The organism is Actinoplanes sp. CA-252034 (assembly GCF_050956125.1).
In the GTDB taxonomy this organism is placed as follows: Bacteria; Actinomycetota; Actinomycetes; order Mycobacteriales; family Micromonosporaceae; genus Actinoplanes.
In genome coordinates, this window is record NZ_CP191846.1 from 8,000,733 (window position 1) to 8,015,141 (window position 14,409).

General features: G+C 71.7%; 17 protein-coding genes. 7 read left to right on the top strand and 10 right to left on the bottom strand.

The genetic code is table 11. The features are described 5' to 3' along the window. Positions 1 to 137: 137 nt before the first annotated feature. A complete protein-coding gene (locus tag ACQPZW_RS36300; protein WP_433790519.1) occupies positions 138 to 629 on the top strand; it encodes a molybdenum cofactor biosysynthesis protein in 492 nt (163 codons plus the stop codon). Between the two features lie 188 nt (positions 630 to 817). Here ACQPZW_RS36300 and ACQPZW_RS36305 read toward each other — a convergent pair whose 3' ends face one another. Then, the gene (locus tag ACQPZW_RS36305; protein WP_433790520.1) at positions 818 to 1,030 is read right to left on the bottom strand and encodes a hypothetical protein; all 213 of its coding nucleotides are present in this window, start codon (positions 1,028 to 1,030) and stop codon (positions 818 to 820) included. 204 nt (positions 1,031 to 1,234) lie between these two features. Between ACQPZW_RS36305 and ACQPZW_RS36310 the strand changes: the two genes are divergently transcribed. Genes ACQPZW_RS36310 through ACQPZW_RS36320 form a run of 3 tightly spaced genes read left to right on the top strand, consistent with a single transcriptional unit; the run spans position 1,235 to position 3,240 of the window. Next, the gene (locus ACQPZW_RS36310; RefSeq protein WP_433790521.1) at positions 1,235 to 1,555 is read left to right on the top strand and encodes an ArsR/SmtB family transcription factor; all 321 of its coding nucleotides are present in this window, start codon (positions 1,235 to 1,237) and stop codon (positions 1,553 to 1,555) included. Then, on the top strand, positions 1,552 to 2,040 hold the full coding sequence (locus tag ACQPZW_RS36315; RefSeq protein WP_433790522.1) for an SRPBCC family protein: 489 nt from the start codon (positions 1,552 to 1,554) through the stop codon (positions 2,038 to 2,040). Before ACQPZW_RS36310 ends, ACQPZW_RS36315 begins: the two co-directional genes overlap by 4 nt. A 45-nt stretch (positions 2,041 to 2,085) precedes the next feature. Next, positions 2,086 to 3,240, top strand: coding sequence for a methyl-accepting chemotaxis protein (locus ACQPZW_RS36320; RefSeq protein WP_433790523.1), 1,155 nt, complete (start codon positions 2,086 to 2,088; stop codon positions 3,238 to 3,240). 142 nt (positions 3,241 to 3,382) lie between these two features. Here the strand turns inward: ACQPZW_RS36320 and ACQPZW_RS36325 are convergent, their stop codons facing one another. The 5 genes from ACQPZW_RS36325 to ACQPZW_RS36345 form a co-directional block, all read right to left on the bottom strand. Then, positions 3,383 to 3,991: a TetR family transcriptional regulator gene (locus ACQPZW_RS36325; RefSeq protein WP_433790524.1), complete on the bottom strand. Its 609-nt coding sequence runs from the start codon at positions 3,989 to 3,991 to the stop codon at positions 3,383 to 3,385. A 26-nt stretch (positions 3,992 to 4,017) separates the two neighbouring features. Next, the gene (locus ACQPZW_RS36330; protein WP_433790525.1) at positions 4,018 to 4,746 is read right to left on the bottom strand and encodes an ABC transporter permease; all 729 of its coding nucleotides are present in this window, start codon (positions 4,744 to 4,746) and stop codon (positions 4,018 to 4,020) included. Further along, complete coding sequence (locus ACQPZW_RS36335) at positions 4,743 to 5,465, bottom strand: ABC transporter ATP-binding protein (protein ID WP_433790526.1); 723 nt, start codon at positions 5,463 to 5,465, stop codon at positions 4,743 to 4,745. The genes ACQPZW_RS36330 and ACQPZW_RS36335 overlap by 4 nt, the downstream gene beginning before the upstream one ends. Positions 5,466 to 5,540: 75 nt before the next feature. Further along, positions 5,541 to 6,173, bottom strand: coding sequence for a phosphoribosyltransferase (locus tag ACQPZW_RS36340; RefSeq protein WP_433790527.1), 633 nt, complete (start codon positions 6,171 to 6,173; stop codon positions 5,541 to 5,543). A gap of 6 nt (positions 6,174 to 6,179) precedes the next feature. Next, a complete protein-coding gene (locus tag ACQPZW_RS36345) occupies positions 6,180 to 6,803 on the bottom strand; it encodes a dienelactone hydrolase family protein (RefSeq protein WP_433790528.1) in 624 nt (207 codons plus the stop codon). A 152-nt stretch (positions 6,804 to 6,955) separates the two neighbouring features. On the opposite strand from ACQPZW_RS36345, the gene ACQPZW_RS36350 reads away from it, so the two are divergent. Next, complete coding sequence (locus tag ACQPZW_RS36350) at positions 6,956 to 7,345, top strand: hypothetical protein (protein ID WP_433790529.1); 390 nt, start codon at positions 6,956 to 6,958, stop codon at positions 7,343 to 7,345. On the opposite strand, the gene ACQPZW_RS36355 is transcribed toward ACQPZW_RS36350, so the two are convergent. Beyond that, positions 7,342 to 8,049, bottom strand: a complete 708-nt coding sequence (locus ACQPZW_RS36355; protein WP_433790530.1) for a GAF and ANTAR domain-containing protein — start codon at positions 8,047 to 8,049, stop codon at positions 7,342 to 7,344. The genes ACQPZW_RS36350 and ACQPZW_RS36355 overlap by 4 nt on opposite strands. A 203-nt stretch (positions 8,050 to 8,252) precedes the next feature. Between ACQPZW_RS36355 and ACQPZW_RS36360 the strand changes: the two genes are divergently transcribed. Together ACQPZW_RS36360 and ACQPZW_RS36365 are read left to right on the top strand one after the other, a co-directional pair. Further along, positions 8,253 to 8,942 (top strand): GAF and ANTAR domain-containing protein, encoded by a 690-nt coding sequence (locus ACQPZW_RS36360; protein WP_433790531.1) that lies wholly within the window; start codon positions 8,253 to 8,255, stop codon positions 8,940 to 8,942. A gap of 141 nt (positions 8,943 to 9,083) precedes the next feature. After that, entirely contained in the window at positions 9,084 to 10,580 is a 1,497-nt protein-coding gene (locus ACQPZW_RS36365) for a family 43 glycosylhydrolase (RefSeq protein WP_433790532.1), read from the top strand. Between the two features lie 132 nt (positions 10,581 to 10,712). Here ACQPZW_RS36365 and ACQPZW_RS36370 read toward each other — a convergent pair whose 3' ends face one another. The 3 genes from ACQPZW_RS36370 to ACQPZW_RS36380 form a co-directional block, all read right to left on the bottom strand. Then, positions 10,713 to 12,074, bottom strand: coding sequence for a pyridoxal phosphate-dependent decarboxylase family protein (locus ACQPZW_RS36370; RefSeq protein ID WP_433790533.1), 1,362 nt, complete (start codon positions 12,072 to 12,074; stop codon positions 10,713 to 10,715). A 60-nt stretch (positions 12,075 to 12,134) separates the two neighbouring features. Then, a complete protein-coding gene (locus tag ACQPZW_RS36375) occupies positions 12,135 to 12,962 on the bottom strand; it encodes a PrsW family intramembrane metalloprotease (RefSeq protein WP_433790534.1) in 828 nt (275 codons plus the stop codon). A gap of 76 nt (positions 12,963 to 13,038) precedes the next feature. Continuing rightward, positions 13,039 to 14,340 (bottom strand): jacalin-like lectin, encoded by a 1,302-nt coding sequence (locus ACQPZW_RS36380; protein ID WP_433790535.1) that lies wholly within the window; start codon positions 14,338 to 14,340, stop codon positions 13,039 to 13,041. Between the last annotated feature and the right edge of the window lie 69 nt (positions 14,341 to 14,409).

Below are 14,409 nucleotides of genomic sequence, written 5' to 3' on the forward strand. Positions count from 1 at the left end.
CGCGCTCGGCAGGTGATCAAGGCGCCGGCGGCTCGCGATCCCCGTCCGGGACGGCAACGCGGTATACGGAACCCCGGCTCCGGAGGCTCTCCGGATCGCCACCGTGTCCCGCTCTCCGGAACCGTAGACTCCGGTCCATGCCGGAGATCGTGGAACTGCTCGCCTCGCCCGTGCACCGGTTCGAGGGGCGGCCGTCCGACGGGCCCGCGCCGGCACCCGAGGGCGAGCTCACCGGTGAGATCCGGATCCGGGCCGGGCTCGGCATCGTGGGTGACCGCTACTTCAACCACCGGGCCCACAAGGACGCGAGCGTCACCGTGATCGCGGCCGGCTCGCTGCCGGCCGGGGCCGGGCTGGCCCAGGTGCGGCGCAACGTGCTGATCTCCGGCGTCGCGGTGGACGACCTCATCGGCTCGGTGCTGACGCTCGACTCCGGTGACGGCCCGGTCCGTCTCGCCGTGCGGCGGGCGGCCGCGCCGTGCGCGTGGATGGACGTGACGCTCGGCCCCGGCGGGCACGCGGCGCTGCGCGGCAGGGGCGGGGTGCGCTGCGTGCCCCTGGACGACGGCGTGCTCCGGGTCGGCCCGGTGACCGTGTCGATCACCGCCGAGGCCTCAACCGCGGCCTGACCGGGCCGATCACACCGGCACGACCCTCGTGGCCTGGGTTGACCAGACCGATCACACCGGCACGACCTGCACTACCGCGGCCGACCCGGCCGGCACGACAGTCGTGGCCTGGTTGACCAGACCGATCGGACCGGCACGACCTGCGCCACCGCGGCCGGCACGGCCGCGGTCGGCAGTAGCGCGGCCGGTCAGATCAGGACGTCGATCAGGCCGGGTGGGGTCATGCGGGCTATGGCGTCGCGGCTCTCCAGGACGGCGGTCCGGTCGGCGTTCAGAGCCCCGTCCCCCGCTCCGGCCACGACGTCGGCGGCCAGACGGTTGCAGTCCTCACGCAACCGCAGCCATGCGGCGTGTGTCTCCCAGGCCGACGGCGCTTGCGACGAGCCGATGCTGATGGTCATGCGGGCCTCCGTGATCTTCGCGGCGGTGCGGGCCCCGACTATCGGCCGGCCGCCGTCACGCTGAAGGAAACCGGCGGAAGACGCACCCGAAGCCGGCCAGGCGGAAGACATGCCCGAAGCCGCCAGGTGGAAGGCTCGCCCTGAGCCGGACGAGTGGCTGGTTCGGCTTGCCACGAGCGGGACCGGCGACTAACGTACAACCACATGGTTGTAGATCCGGACGCGGTGTTCCACGCGCTGGCGGACGCGACCCGACGGGACATCCTCGAGCGGGTGATCCGGTCCGGGCAATCCGTGTCCGAGCTGGCCCGGGCGTACCCGATGAGCTTCGCCGCGGTGCAGAAGCACGTGGCGGTGCTGGAACGGGCGGCTCTGGTCAGCAAGACCCGGCGCGGCCGGGAGCAGATCGTGCACGGTGAGGTCGAGACGCTGCGCCGGGCCGCGCGGCTGCTGGACGGGTACGAAGAGCTTTGGCGGCAACGTGCCGCCGGAATCGAGCGGATCCTCGAGGAGGATGAGCAATGACGGTCATCAGCTCACAGAAGGATGTCAGCGCGCTGACGTTGACGTTCGTCGCCGAGTTCACGGCACCGGTCGAGCGGGTCTGGCAGGTCTGGGCCGATCCGCGCAAGCTGGAGCGCTGGTGGGGCCCGCCGACCTGGCCGGCCACCTTCGACCGGTACGAGTTCAAACCGGGCGGCGACGTGCGCTACCACATGACCGGGCCGGACGGGACGAAGGCGCGGGGCTGGTGGGTGATCACCGACATCGAGGAGCCGCACCGGCTGGAGTTCGACGACGGGTTCGCCGACGACCGGGGTGAGCCCGTCGACCCGGAGGACATCACGCACGGCGTGGTCACCCTGGAGTCCGTCGGCGGTGTCACCCGGATGACCACGGTCAGCACGTTCCGCAGCGCCGAGCAGCTGGAGCGGATGGCCGAGATGGGTATGGAGGAGGGCATGCGGCTGGCGATGGGCCAGATCGACGCCCTGCTCGCGGAGGACTGAAAACGCCGCACGAGGGCCATCCGGGCACGGTACGGTCGGATCATTATGCCGACCTGGTTGGTCCTCCTGGGAACGCTGATCGCGATGGGTTGCAGCGCGCTCGTGGCCTTCCGGCTGGGCCGTCGCGCCGTCTCCGAGCCGGGGATGGACGGCGACGGCCGGGAGGCGGGCGAGCTCGCCCGGGCGACGCACGAGCGCGACGCCGAGATCGAACGGCTGCAGGCCGAGCTGGAGACACAGGCGCAGAACGCGCAGGCGTATCAACGTGAGCTCAACCAGCGGCTACGGCGCCGGGCCCGGGAGGCGATCGACGACACGGCCGAGGTGATCGGCGACAAGCTCGAGGACGTGGTGGTGCAGGTCGGCGCGGCCCGGGACGCGGCGGCCGCCACCCACGAGCGGGTCACCGTCACCAGCCACGCCGCGAACGCGCTGGTCCAGCGGGCGCACGGGGCCGGTGCGGCGGCCACCGCGCTCAACGACAGCCTGCACCAGGTCGCCGGGATCGCCGGGGTGATCTCCGGGATCGCCTCGCAGACCCGGCTGCTCGCGCTGAACGCCACCATCGAGGCGGTCCGGGCCGGGGCGGCCGGCAGCGGGTTCGCGGTGGTCGCCGACGAGGTGAAGAGCCTGGCCGACACGACCGCCCACTCGACCGAGCAGATCACCAGCACGATCTCCGCCCTGGAGTCCGACGTGGCGCAGATGGGGCAGACCCTGCGCGCGATCATCTCCGACGTCGGCGACATCGAGGACGCGATGCGCCACCTGGGCGGGATCGCCGACCAGCAGCACGACATCGTCGGCCGGCTGCACCGCAGTGTGGACGCGACGATGGCCCAGATCGGCGATCTCTCCGATGTGGCGGAGCGACTGGAGCGCCGCCGCCACGACCGGCTCAGGGTGGACGGCGCGGTACGGATGCAGACGGCGTCCGGGTCGCCGATCACCGCCGACATGGCCGACCTCAGCGCCGACGGGCTCGGCTGTCACGTGCCGGCCGGCGCCCGGATCGTCGTCGGCGACCTGGTCCGGGCGGAGATCGCAGTCGACGGCCTGACCGTGGCGGCCGACGCCAGGGTGGCCCGCCGGATCGAGCGCGGCGACAGCGCCGAGATCGGCCTGCAGTTCCAGGGCGTCCCCGATCACGTCCGGCACGAGATCAACCGCTACCTGACCCGGATCGGCGCCGACGCCTAGCCCGGACCCGTGTCGCCGGCGAAACGCACGCGCGCGCGTCGGCCGTACACCCGCGCATCGGGCTGATCGGACGGCGCGGTGAGCGCCTCGTCCACGATGCCCTCCGCGCACGGCGCGTCGACCGGTCTCCCGGTCTCCCCCTTCATTCGGGGAAGACTCCGGGGAGGTCGCCGGTGAGGTATCGCTGGACGGCCGGCCCGACCGCGGCGACCAGCGTCGCCGACGGGGCCGAGGCCAGCGGCTCGACCTTGACCACATAGCGGGCCAGCGCCAGGCCGACCAGATGGCTGCCGGCCAGGGTGATCCGCAGATGCGCCTCGGCCGGGTCGAGACCCAGCTTGGGCACGGCCCGGCGGAGGATCTGGGTGATGATGAACTCGCGGAACAGCTTGGTGGTCCACTCGGTGCCGACCACGGAGCGCAGCAGCGCGACCGCCGCGGCGCCGCGCGGGCCGTCCCACATGGCCAGGAACGCGCGGACGAGCCGGACGCCGATCTCGTCCCGCTCGCCCACGGTCGCCTCGGTGATCAGGTCGACCGGGTCGACCGGCGAGTTCATCGTCTCCAGGAACAGCTTGTCCTTGGTGCCGAAGTAGTGGTGCACCAGCGCCGGGTCGACCCCGGCGCCGGTCGCGATGGCCCGGATCGACGCTCCGTCATACCCCTTCTCGGCGAACGCGCTGCGCGCGGCCGACAGGATCGCTTCGCGTGTGTCCGGGTTGCCGGGCCGGCGTCCGGTCCGTCGCACCATCGCTTCAGACTCCTTCGTTGTACGTGCTAAGCAGTCCTGCGCCGCAGGGTGGCCGCGCCCAGGGTGAGCGCCACCATGATCGCGCCCACCACGACGGTGAGGTCACGCCACATGATGCCCGTCGGCTCGGAGTGCATGCCCACCTCGGTCAGCGCCTCCACGGAGTAGGACATCGGCAGGACGTTGCTGATCGCCTGCAGCCAGCCGGCCATGTCGTCGCGCGGCACGAACAGCCCGCACAGCAGCAGCTGGGGTGCCACCACGAGCGGCATGAACTGGACCGCCTGGAACTCGGTGCGGGCGAAGGCGCTGCACAGCAGGCCGAGCGCGACCCCGAGGACGGCGTTGGCCACCGCGATGAGGATGACCAGGCCGATGCTGCCCGCGGTGGTCATGCCGAGCGCCCAGTAGGCGAACCCGGCCGCCACCGCCGCCTGCGCGGTCGCCGCCAGCCCGAAGGCGATGCCGTAGCCGAACAGCAGGTCCAGCTTGCCGACGGGGGTGGTGAACAGCCGCTCCAGGGTGCCGGTGGTCCGCTCGCGGAGCATGGCGATGCTGGTGATCAGGAACATCACGATGAACGGGAAGACGCCCAGCATGGTGAGGGCGATCCGGTCGAAGACCCGCGGCTGACCCTCGTACATGAAGTACATCAGGGTGATCAGCAGCGTCGGCACCACGATGATCATCGCGATGGTCCGCGGGTCGTGCCGCAGCTGGCCGAGGATGCGCTTGACGGTGCTCATGAGGATCATGGTGCTGTCACCTCCTGCTGCCGGATCAGGGTCAGGAATGCCTGGTCCAGGTCGTCGGTGCCGGCCGAGCGCTTCACCGCGGCCGGGGTGTCGTCGGCGATCAGGGCGCCACCCCGGATGAGCAGCAGCCGGTCGCACCTGTTCGCCTCGTCCATGACGTGGCTGGAGACCAGGACCGTGGTCCCGTCGGCGGCGAGCCTGCGGAAGTGGTCCCACAGCTCGTCGCGCAGCACCGGGTCCTGGCCGACCGTCGGCTCGTCGAGGATCAGCACCTCGGGACGGCTGACGATGGCGCAGGCCAGGGAGGCCCGGCTGCGCTGGCCGCCGGAAAGGGCGGCGACGAGCTGGCCGCTCGCCGCGGACAGGCCGACGGCGTCGACCGCCGCGTCGGCGGCTGCCGCGTCGAGGCGGTAGAGGGACGCGAAGTAGCGCGCGTTCTCCCGCACCGTCAGGTCGGCGTAGACGCTCGGGGCCTGGGTCAGGTAGCCGATCCGGCTGCGCAGCGGCGCCGATCCGGCCGGGTGCCCGAGCACGGTGACCGTGCCCGCGGCGATGATCTGCACGCCGACGACGGCGCGCATCAGGGTGGTCTTGCCGCTGCCGCTCGGGCCGAGCAGCCCGGTGACGCTGCCTCTCGGTATGGCGCAGGAGAAGCCGTCGAGGACGGCCCTCGCTCCGCGTCGCACGACGAGGTCGCGGACCTCGATCGCGGTTTCCATGATTCCTCCCCAGAAACTCATCAACTGTTGAACTCAACGCTAGATGAGTTTCCGGGGACGGGGCAAGCCCCGAACTCAACACATGATGAAATTTTCCACGTCGGCGTCGGTGAGCTGCTCGAAATCCTCGTACCAGCGGCCCACGGCGTAGAACGGGTCGGGCGCGCTCAGGCAGATCACCGCGTCCGCCTCGCCGGCCAGGGCGTCCCGGGCCTGCGGCGCGCAGACCGGCGCGGCCAGGATCAGCCGGGCCGGGTCCCGGCCGCGCACCCAGCGCAGCGCCGCGTGCGCCGTCACGCCGGTGGCCAGCCCGTCGTCGACGACGATCACGATCCGGCCGGCCGGCGCCGGGGCCGGCCGGCCGCCCCGATAACGGTGGATCCGGCGGCGCAGCTCCTCCCGTTCGGCGGCCAGCACCCCGGCCAGCCCGTCCTCCGTGGTCCCGGCCCAGATCAGGTTCTCCGGGTCGTACACCGGCGGGGCGTCCTCGGCGATCGCGCCGAGCCCGAACTCCGGCCGGCCCGGCGCCCCGATCTTGCGGGCCACCACGATGTCCAGCTCGCCGCCGAGCCGCCGGGCCACCGGCCCGGCGACCGGCAGGCCACCCCGCGGCAGGGCCAGCACCAGCGGATCGGCCCGGTCACCGACCTCGACGGCCAGCCGTTCGGCGAGCGCCCGCCCGGCCTCGGCGCGATTGGGGAAGATCATGGCGGCTCACCTCGTCATCGCGGCCGACAGGTGCGAGCCGAACCAGTGGGCCGCCTCGTCGGCCACCGCCTCCATCGCCCCCGGCTCGGCGAACAGGTGCGTGGCGCCCGGGATGATCCGCAGCTCGGCCCGGATCCGCATGGTGTTGCGGGCCTCCTCGTTGAGCTCCAGCACCTCGGTGTCCCGCTCGCCGACGATCAGCAGCGTCGGGGCACGGACCTCCAGCACCGCCGGGCCGGCCAGGTCGGGCCGGCCGCCGCGGGACACCACGGCGTGCACCGCCTCAGGCCGGCCGGCCGCCGCGACCAGGGCCGCGCCACCACCGGTGCTCGCCCCGAACAGGCCGATCGGCAGGGCCGCGGTCTGCGGCTGGGCGCGCAGCCAGTCGATCACGCCGACCAGCCGGTCGGCGAGCAGGCCGATGTCCGGCGTCAGCAGATCGACGAGCAGGGTCGCGAGGCCGTGGCGGTTGAGCTCGGCTGCCACCGCCTGGTTGCGGGGGCTGTGCCGGGAGCTGCCGCTGCCGTGTGCGAAGAGCACCAGGCCGGTGGCGTGCTCGGGGAGGGTCAGGTCGCCGTCCAGTCGTACCGCGCCCAGGTCGATCCGTTCCCGGGTCATCCACGTCGTCATCGTCCGTCCCTTCTGATCCGTTACGGAGTGTCGGGGGACGATTCCTCGTGACGAGGGATACCCGCAGGTGAACCGGAAAACCCCTCAGCAGCAACCGCCCCGCACCGATCTGGAGGGCGTCGAACGCTCCACGGACGGAGGTCATGCCGCCCATGTCCATCTCCCGGTTGAACCCGTACCGACCCGCCTACCCCCCGCCGGTCGCCGCCACCCGCGAGCGCAACCACGCCGCGCGGGAGGACTCCGCCTCGCTCACCGACCGTGATCGGGAGCTGATCTATCAGGCCACCGGCCAGCGCATCCGTCCCGGCGAGACGAACCCCGGCTGGATCAACTCACTGGCCGCGGCGATCGCGGCGGACCGGGCCGCCGGACGGCTGGCGCCCACACAGGAGATCACCGCCGTCTACCTCAAGGACCTGATCCGCCGGTACGACCAGAGCCCCACCGGGCGCAACCCGATCGCGGGCTACCTGGAGCCCGCGTTGCGCCACCTGGAGCAGAGCGGCGCCGGACGCGGCCGCCTCGACGTGACCGCTTAGCCCCGCTGGGTGCGCTCGACCAGGGCGGCGGCCACGTCGCGCAGCTTGCGGTTGGTGTCCTGGGAGACCTTGGTGAGGATGGCGAACGCCTCGTCCGGAGTGCACCGGCGCTCGCCCATGATGATGCCCTTGGCCTGCTCGATCACGGCACGGCTCTCCATCGCGGCCTGCAGGTGCTGGGCCAGGCTGGCGGTGGTGTCGTAGAGGTGGGCGTTGGCCAGGGCGACCGCCGCGTACCGGACGAAGGTCTGCGCCAGCGTCACGGTGGCCGGGCCGAGGACCCCCGGCGCGTCGGCGTAGACGTTGAGCGCGCCGTTCACCGCGTCGCCGATCGGCAGGCTCAGCGACAGCACGCTGCACATGCCGGCCTTGGCGGCGTAGGCTCCCCAGCCGTCCCATCGCTCGTCGGCCGCGGTGTCCGGCACCTCGACGGTGGCTCTCGTCGCGGCCGCCTCCAGGCACGGGCCGGCGCCGCGCTCGTACTGCAGCTCGTCGAGTCGCAGCGCCGTCTCACCGGTGCGCGCCGCGGTGACCGCCCCGCGCTCGCGCAGCAGAGTGATGGAGACCTGCGCGGCCCCGGGCAGGGTGCGGCCCGCCAGAACGGCGACGTGGCTCAGCACCCCGTCGAGATCGGTCTCGCCCAGCTTGATACGACCGAGCTCCGCGAAAGCGGCAGCGGCGTCGGTCGGGTCGTGCGCCTTCAACGTCAGAGGATCCCCGCAGCGGTCCACGAGCCGCCCGGGCGGCCGTGCCAGTCGATCGGTGTCATCCCGTGGGCGGACAGCCCACGGGCCCGCGCCGCTGCTTGACGCTGGTGGGCCGGGGTCGTCGACTCCGGCCGCAGGACGACGATATTACCCAACCCGCCCGAGGGGTACGTACGCCCCCGACGGGGTAACGCCGTGGTGTGGACACCACCGACGTCCTCCGGGAGCTGGGCCGTATCGACCTGGGCGAGAACGGCCTGGACGAAGTCATGGCACGGGTGGCCGCCCTGGCCAAGCGGACGGTGCCGGGGGCGTACGAGGTGTCGGTGACCCTGGTCCGCGACGGCGGCCCACGTACCGTGGCGCACACCGGCGCCCCGGCGGAGGTGATCGACCGCTGGCAGTATGCGAGCCATCAGGGCCCGTGCCTGGACGCCGCGGCCGACCGCAAGACCGTCCTCGTCGACGACGTGGCCGGGGAGCACCGGTGGCCGGGATGGGCGGAGCATGCCGGAAGTGTCGGAGTGTGCAGCGCGCTCTCGGTCGGGCTGCCGATCCGCGATCACGTGATCGGGGCGGTGAACGTCTACGCCGCGTCGCGTCTGGCCTTCGACGACGACGCGGTGCAGCTGGCCGAGACGTTCGCCGAGTACGCCGCGGTGGCTCTGGCCAACGCCGACCTCGTCCACGCCGCGGCCGCTCTGTCCCGGCAGATGCGGGCCGCGATGGAGAGCCGGGCGGTGATCGAGCAGGCCAAGGGGATCATCATGAGCCAGCGCCGGTGCGGCCCGGACGAGGCGTTCGGGATCCTGTCGCGGGCCTCGCAGAGCGCCAACCGCAAACTGCGGGACGTGGCGGCCGCGGTGGTGGAGCGGGCTCAGCGCCCTTGACACCATATTTGTGATCGTTAACATAGCGGCAACACGTGAGTCACCGGCCCGTCCATCCCCCACCGTCCAGGACGGACCGCCGCGCCCCGGCCCACCGGCGGGAGCCGCTCACACCGCGTTCCTTTCCCCGGAGGGACTGCCATGTCTCTTGCACGCCTCAGATCATTCGGCGCCGTCCTGCTGCTGCTCCTGGCGGTCGCCGTCGCCGTCGAGACCCGCACGGCCGCGCCGGCCCGCGCCGCGGCCACGTTCACCAACCCGGTCGCGTCCGCCCCCTACGGCGCCGACCCGTGGATGGGCTACTACAACGGCTACTACTACCTGGCCGCGACGACCTGGAACAACCAGATCGTGATCAAGCGGGCCACCTCGGTCGCGGCGCTGCCGGGCGCTACCGAGAACGTCGTCTTCACCGGCACCGCGGCCGCGAGCTGCTGCAACGTGTGGGCGCCGTCGATGCACCGGCTCAACGGGCCGAACGGCTACCGCTGGTACTTCTACTACTCGGCCGGCACCGCGGCGTGCTGCGACGGGCAGCGCTCGTTCGTACTGGAGAGCTCCGGCGACAACCCGCTCGGGCCGTACACGTTCAAGGGCCAGCTCAACGTGCAGGCCGGCAACGGCTGGGCGATCGACGGCAGTGTGGCCACCATCAACGGGGCCAACTACTTCCTCTACTCCTCGTGGGTCGGCGATCTGCAGAGCCTGTTCATCGCCCCGATGAGCAATCCGTGGACGGTCAGCGCCTACGGCACGCGGATCTCGTACCCCACCTACGACTGGGAGAAGCAGGGCGGCAACACCGAGGAGGGGCCGTACATCCTGCAGCGCAACGGCAAGACCTTCCTCACCTTCTCGGCCAGCTCGTGCAACACCCCGGACTACAAGCTCGGCCAGCTCACCCTGACCGGCACCAACCCGCTGGCCGCCTCGTCGTGGACCAAGAAGAGCACGCCGATCTTCCAGCGGTCCGACGCCAACAGCGTCTACGGCCCGGGCCACCACTCGTTCTTCACCTCGCCCGACGGCACCGAGACGTGGATGGCCTACCACGCCAACGAGACCACCGCCCAGGGCTGCGGCGGCACCCGGACCACCCGGATCAAGAAGGTCAACTTCAACAGCGACGACAGCCCCAACCTGGGTACGCCCGACAAGCTCTCCACCACCCTGACGGCCCCGTCGGGCGACCCGGGCGGCACGGTCTCGTTCCCGGTGGCCGGCACCCAGTACCGCCTGGTCAACCAGGCCAGCGGCAAGGTCCTCGACGCGGCGAACTGCGGCACCGCCAACGGCACCGCCGTCCGGCAGTGGGCGTCGCTCGGCAACGCCTGCCAGAAGTGGACGTTCACGAAGACGACCAGCAACTACTACCGGATCACCAATGTGAACAGCGGGACCGTCCTCGACTCGGTCAACTGCGGCACCGCCAACGGCACCGGGCTCAACCTGTGGGCCTCCCTGGGCAACGCCTGCCAGGAGTGGAGCGTCACCCCGGTCGGTGGCGGATACCTGATCGCCAACCGGGGCAACGGCCTGGTCCTCGACGTCACCGACTGCGGCACCGCCGACGGCGTCGCGGTCCGGCAGTGGGCGTCGCTGGGCAACGCCTGCCAGCAGTGGAACATCACCGCCTGATCCACCCACCGGCTCCCCGTCACCCCTCGGGGAGCCACCCGTAGACGTACGCGCCGGCCGACACCGTCCCCCGGCTCGCGCGCCGTCTGCCCACCGGGCCGGAGCACGACGTGCTCCGGCCCGGCCCGAGCCTCACAGCAGCTTGCGGAGCAGGTCGTGGACCCGGTCGGCGTCGGCCGGGGCGGTTCGCCAGTTGCTGAAGGCCGCCCGGAGCGCGGGTATGCCCTGGTAGACCGTCGGCGTCAGGAACGCCTCACCGGAGTCGGCTATCGCCCGGACCACGGCCGGAAGATCACCGGGGACACTGAAGCAGACGACGTTCAGCCGTACCGGGGAGAGCAGTCGAACGCCCGGGATGGCGGTGAGGCGCTCGCCGAGCCGGTGGGCCGCGGTGATCGCGCCGTCGACGATGGCCCGGTGACCCTCCGTGCCGTAGGCGGTGAGCGTGAACCAGGCGGCCAGCGCGCGCAGGCGACGGGAGTTCTCCGGCGTGAGGTGGAAGAAGTCCGGCTCGCCGGAGATCGCCGGCAGGTAGGCGGCGGTATTTTGGAAGACCGCCACCTGCAGGTCGCGATGCCGGGTGAACTGGACCGCCGCGTCGTACGGCACGTTGAGCCACTTGTGCAGGTCGATGCAGACGGAGTCGGCGGCGGCCAGCCCGGCGACGAGATGCGCATGCGGGGGCGACAGTGCGGCGAACCCGCCGAACGCCGCGTCGACGTGCAGCCAGAACGGATAGCGGTCACGCAGCGCGACGATCGCCTGCAGGTCGTCGAAGTCGACGGTGTTGACGGTTCCGGCGTTGGCCACCACGATCGCCGGGCCGTCCAGGGCCGCGAGCGCCGCTTCGAGGGCGGCGACGTCGATCGCCTCGCGGTCCGGCAGAGTGGGCACCGGCCGCAGCGCGTCCCGGCCGAGGCCGAGGATCGACAGCGCCTTGTAGACGCTGGAGTGGGCGGCCCCGGAGAGCACGGTGACCTCGCCCAGCGCGGCGAGGCCCTGCCGGGCGACGCTGACGCCGCGCTGCTCGCCGATCCACTCGCGGCCGATGGCGAGGCCGACCAGGTTCGACATGGTGGCACCGCTGACGAACGCGCCGTGGTGCCCGGTCAGGCCGAACATCTCCCCCAGCCAGGCCACCGTCTCGTCCTCCAGAGCGGCCGCCGCCGAGCCGGACCGGTTGGACGCGTTCTGATCGAAAGCACTGGTCAGCCAGTCACCGGCGAGCGCCGCCGGGGTGCTGCCGCCGGTGACGAATCCCAGGTAGCGGGGACCGGCGCTGGCGGAGAACCCGGGCGCCCAGCGACGGTCGAACGCGGCCAGCGCCCCGGCCGTGCCGACCCCCCGCACGGGCAGTGGGGCGGGCGGGACCGGGGCGGGCGCGGGGGCGACCGGCCGTTCGGCGAGGCCGTCGAGCACGGTCACCGCGTAGTCGCGGGTGGCCTGCAGCAGGTCGGGCAGGGCGGCCAGGTCGCCGTCGAGGGGTGAGGTCACACCGGCACGGTAGGAGATCAGCGTGCCCGCCGTCGCGGGCCACTTCGGCGGGCCTGGCCCTCAGTACCTGATCGGGACGCGCCACATCGGGACGGCCACCTCGCGGTCGGCCCGCCGGCGGACCACCAGCAGCCAGGCGATGCCGATCAGGGAGACGCCGATCAGCCCGCCCCACGACAGCAGGGTGAACAGGTGCGGGTCGCCCTCGATGTCGGTGATCACCTGCGCGATGCTCTGCCAGCCGTCCCACAGGGCGTGCAGGACCGAGACGCCGAGGTACGACACCAGCAGCCGCCCGGTGAGAGCGAAGTGCCGCTGCCCGCTCGCCGAGAAGAGCACACCGCCGAGAATGGCCGTCCACAGCCCGTGCCCGACCGGCGCGAGCACCCCGCGCAGCAGCTCGGTCTCGACCAGCGTCATCAGCGACATGCCCTGCTGGGTGAAGAGGGCGGTGAAGGCGTACCCGGCCGACTCGAACGCGGCGAACCCGAACCCGACGGCCGCGCCGAGGATCACCCCGTCGACCGCGAACTTGTGCTGCAGCCGGCGGCAGAGGAAGGCGAGCGCGGCGAGTTTGGCGGCCTCCTCGATCAGGCCGACGCCGAGGAAGAACAGCGGGTTCGGGTGCAGCAGGTAGGTCTCCAGCAGCGACGCGGCCAGCACCCCGAGGACACCGCCGGTGACGAACGTGCTGAACAGCAGCTCGGCGGTGACCTCGCCGCTGTGCCGTTTGGTGAACGCCCACAGCACGAACGTGACCGGCACCAGGAAGCTGCCGAGCAGGACCAGGGTGGGGATCAGGTTGGGGTTGCCGGTGACGAAGGTGACCACCACGGTCAGCAGCCAGAGTGCGAAGCCGGTCAGAAAAACCCGCCGCCACAGTTTCATGTGCGCCTCCCGCGCTCGATGGGCGGCACCCGGGTACCCCCGACGTGCCGCCCGACGCGGAAATGAGACCTACGAGTCAGCGGCGGCTGTAGATGAACCCTAGTTTGTCCACGGCGGTGCCGGAGCGGCCGTGGAAGCCGGCGATCTGGAACCCGCTCGGCGCGGTCCTGGTCACACAGTCCGGCGTGGTCGTGCCGCCGGCGATGCTGCGGCCCAGGCTGGTGGTGAACTTCGTGTAGAAGATCCGGGTGCGCCCGTTGTACTGGCCACGGCACAGGTAGGCGCTGGTCACGTACTCCGACGAGCCGAGGGTCAGCGACTGCGCGGTGCCGCCGGTGCCCCCGTGCGCCAGCGCGCCGAGGCTGACCTGGTCCACCCGGGACCCGGCCCGCAGCCCGACCGTGGCCGGGCGGGCGACCACGGCGTCGATGTCGTTGTAGTAGTCGCCGTGCGGTCCACCGAACTGCTCACTGAGCTCGTACGCCGTGTTCGTCGACCAGGTGAACGAGGTGCTGATCGGGAAGTGGTCGGAGAGCATCTTGCCGTCGGAGGTCCGGAACCCGGCGTCCTCGTTGTGGTAGCCGGTCGCGTTCAGCGTGACGAACCGGCTGCCCCGGTAGAGGATCTTGTCGACGACCTCGCAGGTGTCGGTGACCGCGGCCGCGTCGCAGACCAGCGCGTCCGACCCGGCGGCGGGCGGGGTGCCACCGCGTTCGAGCTTCACCCACGCGTCGGTCAGGCCGTTCGCCGTCACGAAGCCACGGATCGTGTCGGCCGTACGCGTGTATCGGGTGTTGGTGTCGCCCATGACGACCACCGCGTTGCCGGCCGAGTGGGTGCCGATGAAGGCGCTCAGCTGATTGAGGTTGGAGGCCCGCGACTCCTGGTCGCCGGCGCTGGTCCCGGCGTTGGTGTGCAGGTTGTAGAAGTCGACGTAGACGCCCTCGGCGAGCCGGTGCCGGGCGAAGGTGAAGCCCTTGGGCGTCAGGCAGTCGCCGGAGTCGAGCTGGCAGGAGTCCCAGTCGCCGCGCTCGAAGTCGTCGGCGTCGTAGGCGACCGTCGACAGGCTGTTGAGCCCGGAGCCGATGCCCGCGCCGCCGCTGGTCGGGGTGCGGTGGGCGTGCGTGGTGTCGGCCGCGTACAGGTAGGCGTGGAAGTTGAAGTCCTCCTGCACGTGCACGATGTCGTACGGGCCGAGGCGCTGCCCGATCGCGGTGTGCGCGGTCTTCCGGTCGACCTCGGCGCTGGAGATGATGTCGGGCAGGCCGGCGACGTTGTAGGTGAGGACGGTGAACGATCCGCTCGCGGCGTGGGCGGGGGCCGGCGCGAGCAGGAGCGGGCTCAGGACGGTGGCGAGAGCCACGAGAGCACGTTTCATGGGGAACCTTCCGGCGGACGGAGGGAACGGCTACCGGACGGTAACCATCGATAGCCTCCGACCGATAGC

Excerpts from the sequence above, each read along its gene's own strand:
- ACQPZW_RS36365 (WP_433790532.1), top strand. The coding sequence starts at position 9,084 with ATGTCTCTTGCACGCCTCAGATCATTCGGCGCCGTCCTGCTGCTGCTC.
- ACQPZW_RS36380 (WP_433790535.1), bottom strand. The coding sequence starts at position 14,340 with ATGAAACGTGCTCTCGTGGCTCTCGCCACCGTCCTGAGCCCGCTCCTG.
- ACQPZW_RS36345 (WP_433790528.1), bottom strand. The coding sequence starts at position 6,803 with ATGACGACGTGGATGACCCGGGAACGGATCGACCTGGGCGCGGTACGA.
- ACQPZW_RS36340 (WP_433790527.1), bottom strand. The coding sequence starts at position 6,173 with ATGATCTTCCCCAATCGCGCCGAGGCCGGGCGGGCGCTCGCCGAACGG.
- ACQPZW_RS36315 (WP_433790522.1), top strand. The coding sequence starts at position 1,552 with ATGACGGTCATCAGCTCACAGAAGGATGTCAGCGCGCTGACGTTGACG.
- ACQPZW_RS36310 (WP_433790521.1), top strand. The coding sequence starts at position 1,235 with ATGGTTGTAGATCCGGACGCGGTGTTCCACGCGCTGGCGGACGCGACC.
- ACQPZW_RS36325 (WP_433790524.1), bottom strand. The coding sequence starts at position 3,991 with ATGGTGCGACGGACCGGACGCCGGCCCGGCAACCCGGACACACGCGAA.
- ACQPZW_RS36300 (WP_433790519.1), top strand. The coding sequence starts at position 138 with ATGCCGGAGATCGTGGAACTGCTCGCCTCGCCCGTGCACCGGTTCGAG.
- ACQPZW_RS36330 (WP_433790525.1), bottom strand. The coding sequence starts at position 4,746 with ATGATCCTCATGAGCACCGTCAAGCGCATCCTCGGCCAGCTGCGGCAC.
- ACQPZW_RS36375 (WP_433790534.1), bottom strand. The coding sequence starts at position 12,962 with ATGAAACTGTGGCGGCGGGTTTTTCTGACCGGCTTCGCACTCTGGCTG.
- ACQPZW_RS36350 (WP_433790529.1), top strand. The coding sequence starts at position 6,956 with ATGTCCATCTCCCGGTTGAACCCGTACCGACCCGCCTACCCCCCGCCG.
- ACQPZW_RS36320 (WP_433790523.1), top strand. The coding sequence starts at position 2,086 with ATGCCGACCTGGTTGGTCCTCCTGGGAACGCTGATCGCGATGGGTTGC.
- ACQPZW_RS36335 (WP_433790526.1), bottom strand. The coding sequence starts at position 5,465 with ATGGAAACCGCGATCGAGGTCCGCGACCTCGTCGTGCGACGCGGAGCG.
- ACQPZW_RS36305 (WP_433790520.1), bottom strand. The coding sequence starts at position 1,030 with ATGACCATCAGCATCGGCTCGTCGCAAGCGCCGTCGGCCTGGGAGACA.